17 protein-coding genes are annotated in these 16,375 nt (G+C 71.4%); 12 read left to right on the top strand and 5 right to left on the bottom strand.

All coding sequences use genetic code 11. The features are described 5' to 3' along the window. Nucleotides 1-228 precede the first annotated feature (228 nt). Complete coding sequence (locus tag ACIRP7_RS10865) at nucleotides 229-1,890, top strand: glycoside hydrolase family 13 protein (protein ID WP_403656296.1); 1,662 nt, start codon at nucleotides 229-231, stop codon at nucleotides 1,888-1,890. Between the two features lie 20 nt (nucleotides 1,891-1,910). On the opposite strand, the gene ACIRP7_RS10860 is transcribed toward ACIRP7_RS10865, so the two are convergent. Further along, the gene (locus ACIRP7_RS10860; RefSeq protein ID WP_403657111.1) at nucleotides 1,911-2,678 is read right to left on the bottom strand and encodes a DUF4142 domain-containing protein; all 768 of its coding nucleotides are present in this window, start codon (nucleotides 2,676-2,678) and stop codon (nucleotides 1,911-1,913) included. A gap of 251 nt (nucleotides 2,679-2,929) precedes the next feature. Here ACIRP7_RS10860 and ACIRP7_RS10855 point away from each other — a divergent pair, with 251 nt between their 5' ends. Further along, entirely contained in the window at nucleotides 2,930-3,619 is a 690-nt protein-coding gene (locus ACIRP7_RS10855; RefSeq protein WP_403656293.1) for a DUF6445 family protein, read from the top strand. Nucleotides 3,620-3,628: 9 nt separating this feature from the next. On the opposite strand, the gene ACIRP7_RS10850 is transcribed toward ACIRP7_RS10855, so the two are convergent. Beyond that, the gene (locus ACIRP7_RS10850; RefSeq protein WP_403656290.1) at nucleotides 3,629-4,123 is read right to left on the bottom strand and encodes a hypothetical protein; all 495 of its coding nucleotides are present in this window, start codon (nucleotides 4,121-4,123) and stop codon (nucleotides 3,629-3,631) included. A 151-nt stretch (nucleotides 4,124-4,274) separates the two neighbouring features. Between ACIRP7_RS10850 and ACIRP7_RS10845 the strand changes: the two genes are divergently transcribed. Beyond that, nucleotides 4,275-4,760, top strand: coding sequence for a hypothetical protein (locus ACIRP7_RS10845; protein WP_403656287.1), 486 nt, complete (start codon nucleotides 4,275-4,277; stop codon nucleotides 4,758-4,760). Between the two features lie 25 nt (nucleotides 4,761-4,785). Here ACIRP7_RS10845 and ACIRP7_RS10840 read toward each other — a convergent pair whose 3' ends face one another. After that, the gene (locus ACIRP7_RS10840) at nucleotides 4,786-5,157 is read right to left on the bottom strand and encodes a DUF6479 family protein (protein ID WP_403656284.1); all 372 of its coding nucleotides are present in this window, start codon (nucleotides 5,155-5,157) and stop codon (nucleotides 4,786-4,788) included. A gap of 1,115 nt (nucleotides 5,158-6,272) precedes the next feature. Between ACIRP7_RS10840 and ACIRP7_RS10835 the strand changes: the two genes are divergently transcribed. The 5 genes from ACIRP7_RS10835 to ACIRP7_RS10815 all read left to right on the top strand — a co-directional run bounded on the left by ACIRP7_RS10835 (nucleotide 6,273) and on the right by ACIRP7_RS10815 (nucleotide 11,214). Continuing rightward, on the top strand, nucleotides 6,273-6,983 hold the full coding sequence (locus ACIRP7_RS10835; protein WP_403656281.1) for a DUF4328 domain-containing protein: 711 nt from the start codon (nucleotides 6,273-6,275) through the stop codon (nucleotides 6,981-6,983). 50 nt (nucleotides 6,984-7,033) lie between these two features. Then, nucleotides 7,034-8,128 (top strand): sugar ABC transporter substrate-binding protein, encoded by a 1,095-nt coding sequence (locus ACIRP7_RS10830; protein WP_403656278.1) that lies wholly within the window; start codon nucleotides 7,034-7,036, stop codon nucleotides 8,126-8,128. Between the two features lie 128 nt (nucleotides 8,129-8,256). After that, nucleotides 8,257-9,462: a sensor histidine kinase gene (locus tag ACIRP7_RS10825; protein ID WP_403656275.1), complete on the top strand. Its 1,206-nt coding sequence runs from the start codon at nucleotides 8,257-8,259 to the stop codon at nucleotides 9,460-9,462. Between the two features lie 85 nt (nucleotides 9,463-9,547). Next, nucleotides 9,548-10,207 carry a response regulator transcription factor gene (locus ACIRP7_RS10820; RefSeq protein WP_403656272.1) on the top strand — a complete coding sequence of 220 codons (660 nt, stop codon included), beginning with the start codon at nucleotides 9,548-9,550 and terminating at the stop codon, nucleotides 10,205-10,207. Between the two features lie 104 nt (nucleotides 10,208-10,311). Next, the gene (locus ACIRP7_RS10815) at nucleotides 10,312-11,214 is read left to right on the top strand and encodes a CPBP family intramembrane glutamic endopeptidase (protein ID WP_403656269.1); all 903 of its coding nucleotides are present in this window, start codon (nucleotides 10,312-10,314) and stop codon (nucleotides 11,212-11,214) included. A gap of 22 nt (nucleotides 11,215-11,236) precedes the next feature. Here the strand turns inward: ACIRP7_RS10815 and ACIRP7_RS10810 are convergent, their stop codons facing one another. Beyond that, a complete protein-coding gene (locus tag ACIRP7_RS10810; protein WP_352387432.1) occupies nucleotides 11,237-11,584 on the bottom strand; it encodes a hypothetical protein in 348 nt (115 codons plus the stop codon). Nucleotides 11,585-11,655: 71 nt separating this feature from the next. Between ACIRP7_RS10810 and ACIRP7_RS10805 the strand changes: the two genes are divergently transcribed. Genes ACIRP7_RS10805 through ACIRP7_RS10795 form a run of 3 tightly spaced genes read left to right on the top strand, consistent with a single transcriptional unit; the run spans nucleotide 11,656 to nucleotide 13,708 of the window. Next, nucleotides 11,656-12,285 (top strand): RNA polymerase sigma factor, encoded by a 630-nt coding sequence (locus ACIRP7_RS10805; protein ID WP_403656266.1) that lies wholly within the window; start codon nucleotides 11,656-11,658, stop codon nucleotides 12,283-12,285. Next, nucleotides 12,282-13,325 carry a CU044_5270 family protein gene (locus tag ACIRP7_RS10800; RefSeq protein ID WP_403656263.1) on the top strand — a complete coding sequence of 348 codons (1,044 nt, stop codon included), beginning with the start codon at nucleotides 12,282-12,284 and terminating at the stop codon, nucleotides 13,323-13,325. Before ACIRP7_RS10805 ends, ACIRP7_RS10800 begins: the two co-directional genes overlap by 4 nt. Nucleotides 13,326-13,372: 47 nt before the next feature. Beyond that, nucleotides 13,373-13,708, top strand: a complete 336-nt coding sequence (locus tag ACIRP7_RS10795) for an antibiotic biosynthesis monooxygenase family protein (protein WP_403656260.1) — start codon at nucleotides 13,373-13,375, stop codon at nucleotides 13,706-13,708. A 58-nt stretch (nucleotides 13,709-13,766) separates the two neighbouring features. Here the strand turns inward: ACIRP7_RS10795 and ACIRP7_RS10790 are convergent, their stop codons facing one another. Beyond that, nucleotides 13,767-15,347, bottom strand: coding sequence for a carbohydrate-binding protein (locus tag ACIRP7_RS10790; RefSeq protein WP_403656257.1), 1,581 nt, complete (start codon nucleotides 15,345-15,347; stop codon nucleotides 13,767-13,769). Between the two features lie 126 nt (nucleotides 15,348-15,473). On the opposite strand from ACIRP7_RS10790, the gene ACIRP7_RS10785 reads away from it, so the two are divergent. Continuing rightward, nucleotides 15,474-16,091, top strand: coding sequence for a phosphoribosylanthranilate isomerase (locus ACIRP7_RS10785; protein WP_403656254.1), 618 nt, complete (start codon nucleotides 15,474-15,476; stop codon nucleotides 16,089-16,091). Nucleotides 16,092-16,375: the final 284 nt, after the last annotated feature.

The following is a 16,375-nucleotide window of genomic DNA, read 5'->3' as shown; positions in this document are numbered from 1 at the left end:
AAACACTGGGCTCATTGGTCACATGCGCCACGGTGTTCGCACATCGTGGATCTCCTTGCGGAATGCTGTCAACCTGCGGCGATACAACGAGGGTTCTGGGGTCGTCACAATTTCGACACACAGGGAACGATCTACTCCGCAAAACCCCAGGTTCACTTTTTCGGCGAGGTGGACAGATATCCCCTTTGTCGTCTTCATGGACCGCACCCGCATTCCAGAGGAGCCCGCGTGATCGCCCGCACCACCACGCCCGACCTCTCCAGCAGTGACCCCAACTGGTGGCGGCAGGCCGTCGTCTACCAGGTCTATCCCCGCAGCTTCGCCGACGCCGACGGTGACGGCCTCGGGGACCTCAGGGGCGTCACCGAGCGCCTCACGCACCTGGCCGCCCTCGGCGCCGACGCCCTGTGGCTGAGTCCCTTCTACCCTTCCGAGCTCGCCGACGGCGGGTACGACGTCGCCGACTACCGGGACGTCGACCCGCGCCTCGGGACGCTCGACGACTTCGACGCGATGGTCGCCGAGGCCCACCGGCTCGGCCTGAAGGTCATCGTCGACCTCGTCCCCAACCACACCTCCCACCAGCACGTGTGGTTCCAGGAGGCCCTTGCCGCAGGACCCGGGTCCGCGGCGCGCGAGCGGTACGTCTTCCGTGACGGCCGCGGCGCGCACGGTGAACTCCCGCCCACCGACTGGCAGTCCGTCTTCGGCGGCAGCGCGTGGCGGCGGGTCGCCGACGGGCAGTGGTACCTGCACCTGTTCGCCCCCGAGCAGCCCGACCTCAACTGGTCGCACGACGAGGTCCGCGAGGACTTCCGCACCACCCTGCGCTTCTGGTCCGACCGCGGGGTCGACGGCTTCCGCGTGGACGTGGCGCACGCCCTGGCCAAGGACCTCACCGAGCCGTTGCGCGACCTCGGCGGCCTGCCCGGCGTCGCGGAGGAGGCCCTGCACCACCTGCCGCCGGGCGGCCATCCCTACTGGGACCGCGACGAGGTCCACGAGATCTACCGTGACTGGCGCACGATCCTCGACTCCTACACCCCGCCCCGCACGGCCGTCGCCGAGGCCTGGGTCCCGGACGCCCGCCGCGCGCTGTACGCCCGCGCGGACGAACTCGGCCAGGCATTCAACTTCGAGTACCTCCAGACGGGATGGGACGCCGGCGAGCTGCGCCAGGTCATCACCGACTCCCTCGCCACCGCCCGCGCGGCCCACGCCTCGGCCACCTGGGTGCTCTCCAACCACGACGTCGTACGCCACGCCTCCCGCCTCGTGCTGCCGCCGGGCACCGACGAGAACGCCTGGCTGCTGTCGGGCGGCCACGCGCCCGGGATCGACCTCGTGCAGGGCCTGCGACGCGCTCGCGCGGCCACGCTGCTCATGCTCGCGCTGCCGGGATCGTCGTACGTCTACCAGGGCGAGGAACTCGGGCTGCCCGAGGTCGCCGACCTGCCCGTCGAGGTGCTCCAGGACCCGATCTGGGAGCAGACGGGACGGGTCCGCAAGGGGCGCGACGGGTGCCGGGTGCCGCTGCCGTGGACGCGGAGCGGTCCGTCGTACGGCTTCGGCGCGGGCGGTGCCTGGCTGCCGCAGCCGGAGTGGTTCGCGGAGCACGCCGTGGAGGCCCAGGACGGTGTCGAGGGTTCCACGCTGGAGCTGTACCGCACCGCCCTGCGCCTGCGCCGCAAGCTCCTGCAGGGTGAGGAGCTCACCTGGACGGAGGCGGGCCCGGCCGGCGTGCTGGACTTCGTCCGCCACGAGGGCTGGCGGTGTGTCACCAACCTCTCGGACACCGCCGTCCCGCTCCCGGCCGGGGAGGTGCTCCTGACCAGCAGCCCGTTGCAGGACGGGCTGCTGGCACCGGACACGACGGCCTGGCTGGGCTAGGAACGGGCCGCTGGTCAGGGCTAGCCGATGGTCGGCGTCGGGGACGCGCCCGCGCCCGTCGCCGGGGTGGCGCCGTTCGCGTTCTCGCCCGGGACCGCGAGCGGCGTCGACGTCGGGTTCGGCGGCGGGGTGAGCACGACCATCGGCGCGCCGGGCTGCGGGGCCGGCGGAGTCAGGTCGGTGCTGGGCAGCTTCGGCGGAGTGGTCTGCATGAAGAGGGCCTGGTCGAAGTTGACGAAGCCGGTCTTCTCCATGACCGTCATGTGGTCGAGCACCGTGTCGTTGGCCATGTCGGCCAGCGACCGCACCAGCGAGTTCTTGGTGGTGGAGCGGATCTTCGCGATCGCGTTGAAGATCGAGCCGTGCGTCACCCGCAGGATGTTGGCGAAGTTCGTGTCGAACTGCTGGCCGCTGCTCGAATCGATCGTGTTCACGAAGCCGACCTGCTGCGGGCTCGCCACGTTCGGGATGGTGATGTTGAGCATCGGGGCGATCCTGCGGCAGGCGGCGTCCAGGGCCGCGTGTCCGTCGATGAGATGCTTTCCGGCCTCCTTCACCTCCGGGGTCGTCCCCTTCTGCTGGGCGATCTGCCCCAGCGGGTACTCCCACAGACCGGCCGCCCGCACCTTGACGACGAAGTCGCGGTCCTGCTCGGTCAGCGGGCCCCACTGCGTCTGGGCGATGATTCTGTCCTGAGCGGTCGCAGCCTGACTGACACCCAGCATCGACGGGTACGCGAGCGCGCCCAGCGTCAGTGTGAGGGCTCCGCCCACGAACAGCGTTCCCATCGCGTTGCGCGAGAGTGGCACCGTGCCTCCTGCCCGGTAGGGGTTTCCCGCCAGGAGGCGGGTCGGACGCACAGGAGTACGCACGCGGGGCCGGAGTTGTTCATCACCTCTTCCGGAGGACGACCGGGCTCACGGACGCCCCGTCAGGACAGCTGCCCGGCCGCCGGTTGACCGTTCGTTGACCGGTTCGCGGGGAACTCCGGGGGAAATCGCGGGAGAGACCTGACGGGCCCTGGACCTAGATTCGCCGCATGTCCATGCCACAGCGGTCGCAGCGGTCCCCGCGGCCCCTCCCCGTCCTCCCGTACCGCAAGCCCACCAAGGGCCGCGACTACTGGGTGATCGACGACGTGCTCCCGGACGCCGACGCCGTACGCGAACGCTGTCTCGCGAAGGACGACTGGGCCAGGGGATATCCGTACACCTCGGAGACCTGGCCGGGGCTGCGGACCATGCCGGGGCTCGAACCCGGCGAACTCGCGGGCGTGGAACGGCTGGTGAGGAAGGCGACGGGGGCCGGGAAGCTGTGGGTGCAGCGGGCGCCCGGCGGCGGCACCCTCAACCACAACTGCGTACAGGTCGTCGGCGAGGGCGAGAGCGAACCGAGGCCGCACACCGACTCCCGGGCGCTGTGCCGGTACGCCGCCGTCCTGTATCTGAACCCCGGCGTCCCCAAGGACTGCGGCACCAGCTTCTACCGCCAGTCCCTGCCCGGCGGGCGGCTCGGCGGCAACGTCGTGCAGGCCCCGCACAACAACCTCGTCGAGGCCCTCGGCACCCGGTTCGTCGCGCCCGACGCCTTCGAGGAGGACGTACGGGTACCGCACAAGTACAACCGGCTGCTCCTCTACAACGCCAACCTCGTGCACAGCGCGACCGGTTACTCCGGCGGCACGCTGGAGGAGAAGCGGATGACGGCCGTCTTCTTCTGGATGGCCTGAGCCCGCGGGTCAGTAGCGCACCGCGCGGGACACCTTCGCCCGCACGTCCCCCGCCTTCCCCGGCAGGTCGTGCGTACTGCGGGCGGTGCCCTTCCCGGTGCCGCCCGCCGGGACGTCCCGCACCGTCACCACGACCGTGTCCAGCAGCTTGCCCGCCCCGTCGGTGAAGTCGACCTGGACGGCGAAGGACTTCGCCGAGTCCGCGCTGTTGGCGGCGGTGACGGCGACCGTCGTACGGCCGTCGGAGGCGGGCGCGGGCGTGCCGAGCCGTACGTCGTCCTTGGCGTCGACGCCGTTCTTGATGTCCTCGAAGCGTTTTCCCGCCTCCGCCGTCGCCGACGCCACCGCGTCCCCGGCGCGGGAGGCGGCCGACGCGACCTTGCTCGCCACCGACGACGGGCTGTGGCCGTCGGAGCAGGCGGTCAGGCCGGTGAGACCGGTGAGACCGGTGAGACCGGTGAGGGCCAGGGCCGTCAGCAGCGCGGCCGTCGTCCAGCGGGTCATCTCGCCTCCCGGGTGCAGGTCCCTCCAGTGAAGGCCCCCCGCGGTACGGCCGCACGCCCCGTGTCACCCGAACGGCCCCCTCCCGTGGTGACCGGGCCCGCCACGCCCGATGGTCGAAGCACATCGACCATCCGAAAGGTGGGACACGGCCATGACGCAGCAACCGCACGCCACCCAGCCGACCGCCGGCACGACCCCGACGTCGCCGCAGTCGTCGACCCCGTCCTCGGCCCCGGGCTCCGGGCCCACGCCGACCGAAGGCTCGTGGGCCGCCGGCGGGGTGGTCTTCGCCGGTGTGCTGATGCTGATGAACGGCATCCTGGCGATCTTCCAGGGCATCTCGCTGCTCGCGAAGGACGACGTCTGGGCCCGCGTCGGCGACTACGTCTACAAGATCAACCTCACCGGCTGGGGCGTGATCCTGCTCTGCCTCGGGGTGCTCGCCGTCGTCACCGGCGCGTTCATCCTCAGGGGAGCCGCCTGGGCCCGGATGACCGGCATCTTCCTGGCCTCGCTGAGCATGCTCGCCCAGTTCCTCTTCCTGCCTTACGCGTCGCTGTGGTCGGTCATCATGATCGGCCTCGACTTCTTCGTCATCTGGGCGCTGGCGGCGTACCGGCCGGGCATGCGGGGCTGAGGACCCCGGTGGTGCCGGAGTCCGGTCACACGTGTCCGATGCCGCCACTGCCGAAGCCGCCGCTGGAGCCGGGCAGCCAGCGTTTGCGTTGCTGGTCCTTTCCTCGTCTGCTTCCCGAGTGGTGGAGCTGGTACGGCATCAGCCGTTCCCGCCCCACCGCCGGAGCCGGCAGCTCGTCCGGCTCCCGCATCTCCCGGATCTCACGGATCGGTCCGGTCTCCGGGAGATGCGGCTGCTCTTCACTGAGCGGCCGTGGAAGCTCCCGGTCCTGGACCCGCATGCCGAACTGCACGGCCCATACCAACGCGCCGGCGATGAACAGCCCACCGGCGAAGGCGGCGATCACGTTGAGTACATCGCTCGACGTGGCCGCCAGGACAAACGTCGCCGTACTCATGGTCTGATTATCGCCGATTACGACTGGATCGGCGCGAAAGAGGTTTTTCGGGTGCTGCCGTGCCCCGGCGACGCCACACACGACCGGACGGCCGGGCGGGGGCCCGCCAGGTTCCCCTGTGCCTCCCCACCGAACCCACCGCTCTCCGCCCCGCGAGGTTTCCGTGGGTCCACCGGGCTCGCCGGGAGAGCCACGCGGGGCCGGCCTGGGTTCTCGGCGGTTCCCTGCTCGGACCGGGGGGCCTTCCGCCGGGCCGGCCGGGCTCTCTGCTTTTCGCGGGGCTCGTCAGGGGGCCCCTTTCCCGTCAGGCCCGTCGCGGTTTTCTGCTTCGCTCGGGGGGTTGATAAGTGCTCGCCAGGGAGTGCGTACGAGGTCGAGTTAGCTCGATCGGGTGATCGCCTGCTGGCGGGCTTGCGGAGTCCTGGGCCGATCGGGCTAACGTGATCGTGCGACCTGGGACACCGGGTACGGCGTCAGCGTGTAGGGCCCCTGCTCCACCAGAGGATGGGTCAGGGCCTCCCAGGCGCCTCTGGCCGTACCCAACTGGCCAGGTCGTGAGGGCGGCGTCCATCAGCGGCCTCCGGCCGCGGGGGCCTCCCGGGCCCGGACCACGCACACGATGCGTGTCGCCACCCGGGGTCGAGTACGCCGGGGACCAGCTCGCCCAAGACCGTTCGGGGCGCGCGGCTGAACGGGCTCACTCCCGCTCAGTCCACAGGAACGGTTTCCCGCCGGGGTGGCCGGCTGCTGTCCTCGTACGGGGGCTCCCCGGTTCCTGTCGGGTCTGTGGTGGTGTCTTGTTGCCGCCGGGGGCTCGCCGCCGGGTTGGCCGGGCAGCTTTTCGCGGGGTTCGTCAGGGGTCCCCCTTTCCTGTTGGGCCCGTCGCGGGTTTCTGCATCGGCCGGGGGTTTCCCGCCGCCCTGGCCGGGCTGCCGTCCGCGTACGGGGCTCCCCGCTTCCCGCCACGCCCACGCCCTCCATGGCCCCCTGCCCCGCCAGGACTCACCCGCGCCCGCCCACCCCCCGTCTCTCCATCCGGACCCCATCCCGCGTGAACCGATCGCCCCGCTCGTGACGATGAGAGGGTGAACCGATCTTTTTGAAGGGGGACCTCCGTGAGGGAGAACGCCGTTCGGCCCGCTCTGTGCAGCGTGCGTGGATCCGCCCGGCTCCTTGAGGTCGGGCTCGGGCTCGCCGGGGGTGCCTGGGCGTTGCGGGGCGTGTGGCACGTTCGGCTCGCCGTGGCCGGGGAGCCGGCCTCGGGCCCGCCGGACCAGGGCGTGGGGCGGCACCGGCCGCTGACCGCCCTGGAGGACTCGTACCACCTGGTCAGCACGGCCGGAAGCATCCTCACCCTGCTGTGCGCGGCCCTGTTCATCGGCTGGCTGGGGCGGATGCGGGACAACGCGCGGGCCCTGTCCGGCGAGCCCCCGCGCTACGCCGGCATCTGGGTCTACGTCTCCTGGTTCGTGCCGCTCGCCAACCTCTGGATCCCGCGCGGCATCGTCGCCGACATCCACCACAAGAGCGCCCCGGACCGGAAACTGCCCGCCGTCGTGAACGTGTGGTGGGCGCTGTGGCTGATCGGCATGGTCACCGGGGTGGGGCTGATGTACGACGGCGACACGGACGACGTCATCGCCCGCGCCTATCACGGCGTGACCACACTCCTGGTCGCCGATCTCGCCGTCGTCGGCGCGGCCGTGGCCGGGATCCTCATGGTGCGCGCCCTGACCGCCGTACAACTGGTGCACATCACCACCCAGTTGCGTACACCGGGTGGTGATCCCTTGAAGGAAACCGTCAGGGCGTTTGATCGGGATTGAGGGCACTTACTGTTGCGCCTACGTGACAGCCCCCCACCCACAGGATCGCCATGCGTACCGTCCCCTCCGTCATGGCCGTCTGCGCGTCGGCCCTTCTGCTCACCTCCTGCTCAGTGGGCAGCAGCAACACCTCGGTGAGCCCCAAGAAGGGCGACGACATCAACCTGGGCCTGCTGCTGCCCGACCGGGACACCAGCCGCTTCGACCGGTTCGACTTCCCCCTCATCAAGAAGCAGGTGGCGGCCCTCACCCACGGCAAGGGCAGGGTCACGTACTCCAACGCCGGGGCGAGCGCGAAGCGGCAGAGCCAGCAGTTCGAGCAGATGGTCGCCGACAAGGTGGACGTGATCCTGGTGGACGCGGTCGACGCCAAGGCGATCGGGCCGGACGTCCGGAAGGCCAAGGACGCGGGCATCCCCGTCATCGCCTACGACCGGCTCGCCCAGGGTCCGATCGACGCCTATGTCTCGCACGACAACGAACTCGTCGGCGAGGTGCAGGGCCGGGCCATCGTCGAGGCGCTCGGCGACAAGGCCGAGACCAGCAAGATCGTGATGATGAACGGCTCGCTCGCCGACCCCAACACCGCGCTCTTCAAGAAGGGCGCCCTGGACGAGCTCAACGGCAAGGTCGTCATAGCCAAGCAGTACGACACCCGGGAGTGGCTGCCGTCGGTCGCCAAGGCCAACATGACGGCGGCGATCGCCTCCTTCGGGCTGAAGAACATCGCCGCTGTGTACTCGGCCAACGACGACATGGCGGGCGCGGTCATCGACGAACTCAAGGAGGCGGGAGCCACCAAGATCCCGCCGGTCACCGGGCAGGACGCGACCCTCGCCGCCGTGCAGCGGGTGGTGTCGGGCGAGCAGTACATGACCGTGTACAAGTCGTTCCTGCTGGAGGCGACGAACGCGGCGCAGATCGCGGTCTACAAGATCCAGGGCCGCGACCTCCAGTTCGACGCGCTGATCCGCGACAAGGTCGACAGCCCCGACCAGAAGGACATCCCGTCGCTGCTGGTGCCGGTGGTCGCGCTGACCAAGGACAACATCGAGCAGACGGTGATCAAGGACGACGTCTACACCGTGCAGCAGATCTGCACCGCCGAGTACGCGGCGGACTGCGCGGCGATCGGCCTCAAGTAGGCGTCCTTGAGGCCTGGGGCCGGAGAAGCGGTTCACGGGGTACAGCAGGCTGTACTTTCCGCCTCCCGGCCTGTCGGCGAACTCGCCCTCCGCCTAGGGTCGTTCTCCTCAAGCCCGAGGGAGTTCACATGGCCACCGCCGACGTCAAGGGCCTTGTCGTGGGCACCGCGACCACCGCGGCCGCCGCGCTCGGCCAGCTGGTCTCCGGACTCGGTACGGCGGTCCTCACCCCGTTCGTGCTGCTGTGGCTGTTGCTGGCGCCCGGCGGGGTGCGCGTGCTGCACGCGCTGGCCGGCATGGAGCGCGTCCGGCTCGCCCGCTGGGGCCCCGAGGTCATCGCCCCCGCGCCGCCCCCGACGCGGCTGCGGGCCGCCCTCGGCGATCCCACGACCCGGCGCGAACTGCTGTGGCTGGTCCGGCATCTGGCCGTGGGACTGCCGCTGGGCCTGGTCGGCTTCGTCCTGCCGGTGCTCGCGCTGCGGGACACCGCGTTCCCGCTGTACTGGCGGCTCGCCCCGAAGGACTCGACCGCCACGTCCATCGGGATCGGCGTCGCGCACTCCTGGCCGGACGCCCTCGCGGTGTGCCTGCTCGGCGTGGGCTGGATCGCCATCCTCCTGGGGCTGACGCCCGGCATGGCACGGCTCCAGGCGAAGCCGGGGCGCCGGCTCCTGTCGGCCGGTCCCGACGCCGACCTCTCCCTGCGTGTCGCCGAGCTGACCGCGACCCGGGCCGCCGCGCTGGACGCCCACGCCACCGAACTGCGGCGCATCGAGCGCTCCCTGCACGACGGCACCCAGAACCGGATCGTCACGGTGACCGTGCTGCTCGGGGCCGCCCGCCGGATGGTCGCCCGGGACCCGGCCGGCGCCGACGAACTCCTGGAGCGGGCCCAGTCCGCGGCCGAACAGGCGCTGGCCGAGCTGCGCACCGTCTCCCGCAGCATCCTGCCGCCGGTGCTCGCCGACCGGGGCCTCGCGGGGGCGCTGACCGGGCTCGCGGCTCAGAGCGCGGTGCCGTGCGCGGTCGACGTGGAGGTGGCCCGGCGCTGTGCCGCGTCCGTCGAGGCGACCGCGTACTTCGTCGTCGCCGAGGCGCTCACCAACATCGCCAAGCACAGCGGGGCGTCCCGGGCCACGGTCACCGTCCGCGCCCAGGGCCCCCGGCTCCTGCTGCGGGTCACGGACGACGGCCGGGGCGGCGCCGACGAACACACCGGCTCCGGCCTCACCGGCATGCGCCGCCGCGTCGCCGCCCACGACGGCACCCTCAGCCTGACGAGCCCACCGGGCGGCCCCACGACCCTGGAGGCGGAGCTGCCGTGCGGGCTGTGACCCCCGGTAGCACGGGCTGCGGTGCGCCCGGGCGGGACAGCGCCCCTCGCCCGACCTGTCGAACGACCCCGGAGGTGGACCTGCCATGCGGATCGTGATCGCCGAGGACGACCCCCTGCTGCGGGAGGGGCTCGCGCTGCTGCTGCGTGCCGAGGGCCTGGACGTGGTCGGCACGGCCGGCACCGCCGAGGGGGCGCTCGACGCCATCGAGACGCACCGGCCCGACGTGGCCATCCTCGACGTACGGATGCCGCCCACGCACACCGACGAGGGAGTCCGCGCGGCCGTCGAGGCCCGGCGGCGCAGGCCCGGCCTCGCCGTCCTCGTGCTGTCCGCCTACGTCGAGCAGAGCTTCGCGACCGAGCTGCTGACCGGCGGGGTCGGCGGACTGGGCTATCTCCTCAAGGAACGGGTCGGCCGGGTCGAGGAGTTCCTCGACGCGCTGCGCCGGGTGGCGTCCGGCGGCACCGCCATCGACCCCGAGGTCGTCGCCCAGCTGTTCACGCGCTCCCACCAGGACGTACGGCTGGAGCGGCTCAGCCCACGCGAGAAGGAGGTGCTCGCCCTGATGGCCGAGGGGCTCGGCAACAGCGCCGTGGCGGAAAGGCTGTTCGTCACCGACGGGGCCGTGCACAAGCACATCCGGAGCATCTTCGCGAAGCTCGATCTGGCGCCCACGGACCAGGTCGACCGGCGCGTGGCGGCCGTACTGCACTATCTGGAGGACGCGCGGCGACGGTCGTAGTACAGCCTGCTTCACCGGAGTCGGGCCCTTGGCGGCAATGACCCGCGGGCCCGGAGCCGGTGTGCTGGACGCATCACAGAAGCCCCCTTCGAAGGGACCCCGCGGTGAGCGTCCACACCCCCGTCGACATCGAGACCCGACCGCTCGCGCACGAGGCCGGCGGCCTGCGCGGAAGCATCCGGCGCAACCCCCTGACCTGGTTCTTCACCCTGGCCTTCGGGCTGAGCTGGGCCGCCTGGACACCGTACGTCCTGTCCGCGAACGGCCTCGGCGTCTGGCACTTCGCCTTCCCCGGCGGCCGCGCGGGCAGCCAGCTCGCCGGCGTCCTGCCCGGCGCCTACCTCGGCCCGATCACCTCGGCCCTGCTGGTCACCGGCATCACGGAGGGACGCGCGGGCCTGCGGGCCTGGCGGGCCAGGATGACGAAGTTCAGGGTGAGCGCGCGCTGGTACCTGGCCGTCCTGCTCGCGGTGCCCGCCGCGCTGACCCTCGCCTCGGCCGCGCTGGCCGGCCGCGGACCCGAACTGCCGTCCGCGATGATCCTCGCCGCGTACCTCCCCGGACTGCTCGTCCAGATGATCACCACCGGTCTCGCGGAGGAGCCCGGCTGGCGGGAGTTCGCGATGCCGCGGATGCAGCGCCGCCACGGCCCCCTGACCGCGACCCTCGTCGTCGGCGCGCTGTGGGGCTGCTGGCACCTGCCGCTGTTCCTGACGGAGTGGGGCGGCGGACCGCACCTCGCGTGGACCGTGCCGATGGAGTTCATCGCGATGACCATCACCTTCAGCTGCGTGATGACCTGGGTGTTCAACAGGTCCGGCGAGAGCATGCCGCTGGTCATGCTGCTGCACACCGGCGTCAACAACTTCTTCTCGCTGGCCTGGACGGACATGTTCCCCTCGCTGTCCGAGGGCGAGGTCGCCCACGCCCTCGTCCTCAGCACGACGGCGGCGGCCCTGTTCCTGCTGGCCGCGACCCGGGGACGGCTGGGCCTGCCCCGGCGGTGACCCGTCCGGCCACGGCTCGCGGCTACTTCTGCGCTCCGCCCGCGAGCTGGAGGGAGATGCGCCGCAGCACCTCCGCGGAGGTGTCGGTGCGGCCCTCGTCGTGGGCCTCGGCCAGCTGGACGAAGGCGAACGCGAAACAGTGGGCGATGCTCGCGATGGCGGGCCCCAGCTCCTCGACCACCGCGTCCGCCGCCGCCTGGCCACTGGCGTCCGCCGGGAGGTGGATCCGTGGCAGGGTCTCCACCAGCAGCGCGGACACGGCCCCGGTCAGCGAGACCTGCTGGTCGGGGTGTTCGCGGACCTGCCGCCGCATCTCCAGTGCCTCGGTGAGAATGCCGACGACGTTCTGCATGATCTCGCGCTGTTCCATGGCCGCAGAGTAAGCGCTGCATGTGGTGCAGGACACAGGAACCCGGGACCAGGGTGCGGAGCGTTACGGGTGTGAGGGAAACAGAAGTGGCGGAACCGGAGCGGGCGCGGATACGAGCCGGTGACCGGGCGGCGTTCGGCGAGCTGTACGACCGGTACGCGCGGGCGGTCTACAACCACGCCCTGCGGCTGACCGGGAACTGGGCGGACGCCGAGGAGGCGATGTCCGAGACGTTCCTCGCCGCCTGGCGGACCAGGGAGAGCGTGGAGCCGGAGGGCGGCTCGCTCAAACCCTGGCTGCTCGGCATCGCCACCCACAAGGCACACAACGCCAACCGGGGTCTGCGGCGCAGGCTCGCCTTCCTGGCACGCACTCCCGAGCCGCGCCCGGTCGAGGACTTCGCCGAGGAGACCGCGGGCCGGATCGACGACGCACGGCGGCTCGCGGTGGTACACCGCGCCCTGGCCGGGCTCAGGCGGCAGGACCGTGAGGTGTTCGCGCTGTGCGTGTCGGCCGGCCTCGACTACCGGCAGGCCGCCGAGGCTCTGGGCGTCCCCGTCGGCACCGTGCGCTCCCGGCTGTCGCGGGCCCGCGCCCGGCTCGCCCGGCTGAGTGCGGAGGCGGAACCGCCCCCGGCCCACGGAGAGATGGAGAGTGAGGCCGCGCTCGCGGCCCTGTTCCTGAAGGAGGAGACCCGATGAGCGAGGCCGAGGAACTGCTGAAGGCCACGGCGGAATGGGACCTCCCGCCGGAGCGCCACCGTCACTTCAAGGACGTACTGATGCAGCAGATCGATCAGGACCGGAATCAGGACCTGAACCAGAACCTGAACCAGGACCGGGGCCCTTCCGTACGGCCCTCCGCCCGGCGCCGGTTGACCCGCCCCGCCGTTCTGGTGCCCCTCGCCTCCGCGGCCCTGGCGGGTGCGCTGCTGGTGACCCTGCCCGTGGACGGCCGCGCCCCGGCGGCCCGGGCCACCCCGTCGGCGACCGCCGCGGGGGCCTTGGTCACCCTGAACCGGATCGCCACGGCCGCCATGGCGAGCGACACGATCCGGGTGCGGGACGACCAGTTCGTGTACGTCAGGACGCTGGAGCGCTCGAACACGGGCAGCTTCTCCGGTCCCGTGCGGCTCGGCGCCCTGCACACCGAGGAGAGGTGGACCTCCCAGGACCCCGGGCCCGTGCGGGTCACCGGATGGCTCCGGTCCAGCGGCAAGGACGCGATCATGCCCGGCCGACTGGGTCCGATCGAGACCACGGATCCGGTCCCGGTGGGCGTCTTCCACCCCACCTACCGGTGGCTGGCCTCGCTGCCCACCGACCCCGACGCCCTGCTCGCCCGGCTCTACAAGGAGGCCAGGCCGGTCGAGGGCGAGTCGCGGGACCAGGCGGTCTTCTCGCTGATCGGCGACCTGATCGGCGGCGCCGTCATGCCGCCCGCCAACGCCGCCGCCTTCTACCGGGCGGCCGCGAAACTGCCCGGAGTGCGGGAGATCCCGGACGCTGTGGACGCGGCCGGCCGGCACGGCATCGCCATCACCCTCGACGACACCGGATTCGCGACCCGCGACGAGTGGATCTTCGACAGGGAGACCCTCGCCCTCCTCGGCTCCCGCTTCTACATCACCGACCCGGACCGGGGCATCACCACCGAGGCCCTCGCCGGCACCAGCGCCGTGATGAAGACCGCCGTCGTGGACAAGGAGGGTGAGGTGCCCGCCCGGGCCGCGGCCCGCTGACGTCCCGTTGACGTCCTGTTGATGCCTGTTGGCGCACAATGGCCGTCATGAGCATCGTCAAGATCAACGTACTCACGGTTCCCGAGGAGCAGCGCGAGACGCTGGAGAAGCGGTTCGCCTCACGGGCGGGGACCGTGGACAGCGCGGACGGCTTCGAGTGGTTCGAGCTGCTGCGCCCCGTCGAGGGCACCGACACCTACCTCGTCTACACGCGCTGGCGGGACGAGGAGTCGTTCAAGGCGTGGATGGAGGGGTCGATGAAGGCGGCCCACCAGGGCGGCGGCGAGGGCGGCGGTGAGGGCGGGGGCGAGCGTCCCCGGCCCGCCGCGAGCGGGTCGACGCTGTGGAGCTTCGAGGTCGTCCAGCAGGCCGCGCCCAAGTAGGGGGACGGCGGGGCCCCGGACCGTGTCCGGGGCCCCTTTCGTGCTCTGCCGGCGTCCTCTACAGCGTGACCTGGCGGCCGCCGAGGGTCACCACGAGGCTGCCGTTCGAGGCGAACGACCAGCCAAGGGCCCCGGAGTACGCGGAGCAGCGGGACCCGTTGGTGCCGGACCAGAACTGGTTCGAGCTGTCGGAGTCGCCGATGATCCGGTCGTTGGTGCCACTGCTGAAGCGGCACGAGGTGTTGTTCCGGAACACCGAGGTGCCGCCGTCGAAGTTGAAGTTGCGCTGGGCGTTGTCGATGCTCAGGTTGTTGGAGATCGTCATCGTGCCCGGGTTGCTGTTGAAGGTGAACCCGTGCTTGCCGTTGCCGAAGGCGATGCTGCGCCGGACGACATGGTTGACGGGTATGTCCTCGCCGCCGAGCTTGTAGCCGTTGCGGTCGCCGGCGCCGGCCTGTGAGCCGTCGCTGAGGGTGCCGTTGTTGTAGGAGAGGGAGTCCTCGATGGTCACCGGGCCGATCGCGCCGGTGTCGGTCTTGGTGTAGAGGTCCCAGCCGTCGTCGATGTTGTTGTGCGAGACGGCGTACCGGAAGACGTTCCCGGTGCCGGTGGTCAGCTTGGCGGCGAAGCCGTCGGCGTCCTCGCCGTCGGAGTCGGCGTTGTCGTGCGACTCGGCGCTGAGGATCAGGTTGTTGGCCGGCCAGGCGCTGCTCGGGGTGGTGGAGGCGATCCGGCCGAGCTGGAGGCCGGTGTCCCGGTTGAAGCGGGTCACCGTGCGCTCGACGACGTTGTTGCTGCCGCCGATGTAGATGCCGTTGTCACCGGCGTGCTCGACGATCAGGCCGTAGATCTTCCAGTAGTCGGCATTGAGCTGGATCCCGCGGTTGGAGGAACTCTCGGTCTGCGCCGAGAAGTTGAGCACCGGTGTCTCGCCCGGGTAGGCGGAGAGGGTGGTGCGGGCGGCGGAGCTGCCGTTGTTGCCGGCCGGGATGGTCACCGTCGAGGAGTAGGCGTACGTCCCTCCGCGCAGGTAGATCGTGCCGCCTGCGGAGATGCGGCTGATCGCCGAGGTGAGGGTGGTGGGCGCGGTCACCGTGCCGGCCGCGCTGTCGGTGCCGCTCGGCGACACGTACAGGGCGCTGCTCGACGGCGGCGGGGTCGTCGTGCCGGACGTCTCGGCGTCCAGGTAGTCGACGTTGGGCAGACCGGTCGCGGCGGTCGGGTTCAGCCGGACGGTGTTGCTGCCGGCGTTCACCGGGACGGTGAGCGTCTTCGTGGTCCAGCCGGTCCAGGTGCCGGTGGACTCGAAGGACGCCGAGGAGACCGTCGTGCCGTTCACGATGATGTTCGCGGGGCGGGCGGTGATGGTGCCGTTGGCGAAGCGGACGCTCAGGGTCGCCGTGCCCGATGCGGGTGCGGACACGGTGAACTGGGCGTACGCGCCGGTGGCGTTGGTGCCGTTGCAGAAACCGCTGCCGGAGTAGCCGGCGTACTCGGTCTCGACGGCTCCGGTGCAGATGGCGGGGGCTGTCTCCGCCTCGTAGCGGGTGGTTGCGGCATGTGCCGCGGTGGTGCCGGACAGTGCGACGAGCGTGCCGGCGATGAGGCCGACGGATGCGATGACTGGTCTCAGGTGCATCGTTCGTCTCCATGGTGTGCGGCGACGGGGGCACGTATCGTTCGGAAGGTAAGCGCTTGCCATGGTCGCGTCAACGGTTATGCATGTGATCGTTGTTCATGTACGCGAATTGGATACGGTGGCGGCATGACGCTCTTCGTGAAGATCTGCGGCCTGAGGACCGAGCAGGACGTCGACACGGCCGTCGAGGCCGGCGCCGATGCCATCGGGTTCGTCTTCTCCGACAGCCCGCGCCGGATCGACCCCGCCACGGCGGCACGGCTGGCCGCCAGGGTCCCCGAAAGCGTCCTCACCGTGGGCGTGTTCCGCCGCGAGCCCCTCGACCACGTTCGCTCCGTGGCCGTCGAGTCCGGCATCGGGGCGGTCCAGCTGCACGGTCCGGAGGACCGCGACTTCTACGCCGAACTCGCCAAGGGCGGCTGGACCCTGATCCGCGCGGCCGCCTTCGGCGACTCGGTGCCGCGCTGCGGCGAGCTGGGCGAGGACATGCTGCTCCTCGACGCCCCGGTGCCGGGCTCCGGCATCGCGTGGGACTGGTCGCGCAGGCAGCCGGCGGGCGCGGGCGAGAGGTGGCTGCTCGCCGGAGGCCTCACCCCGGAGAACGTACGCGAGGCCGTGGACGTCACCCGCCCCTGGGGCGTCGACGTCTCCAGCGGCGTGGAGGCAAGCCGGGGCGTCAAGGATCCTGCCCTGATCAAGGCGTTCGTGGAGGCGGCGCGCGCGGGGGCGGGCGGCGTGGGGTGAGCTCTCTTGGGGGACGGAGCCGTCCGGGCCACCGCTGCCGTTGGGTGCGCGCCCGTCGTTTCTCGTCGCGCCCGCGAGCCCGGCGTCAAGGACCCTGCCCTGATCAAGGCGTTCGTGGAGGCGGCGCGCGCGGGGGCGGGCGGCGTGGGGGCGGCCGGGGCGGTGCGGTCCGGGCCACCGCTGCCGTGGGGTGCGCGCCCGTCGTTTCTCGTCGCGCCCGCGAGCCCGGCGTCAAGGACCCTGCCCTGATCAAGGCGTTCGTGGAGGCGGCGCGCGCGGGGGCG

It is taken from the genome of Streptomyces sp. NPDC102270, from assembly GCF_044766405.1.
In the GTDB taxonomy this organism is placed as follows: domain Bacteria; phylum Actinomycetota; class Actinomycetes; order Streptomycetales; family Streptomycetaceae; genus Streptomyces.
The sequence above is the reverse complement of the archived record's forward strand: the minus strand, read 5'-3'. Positions and strand labels throughout refer to the sequence as shown.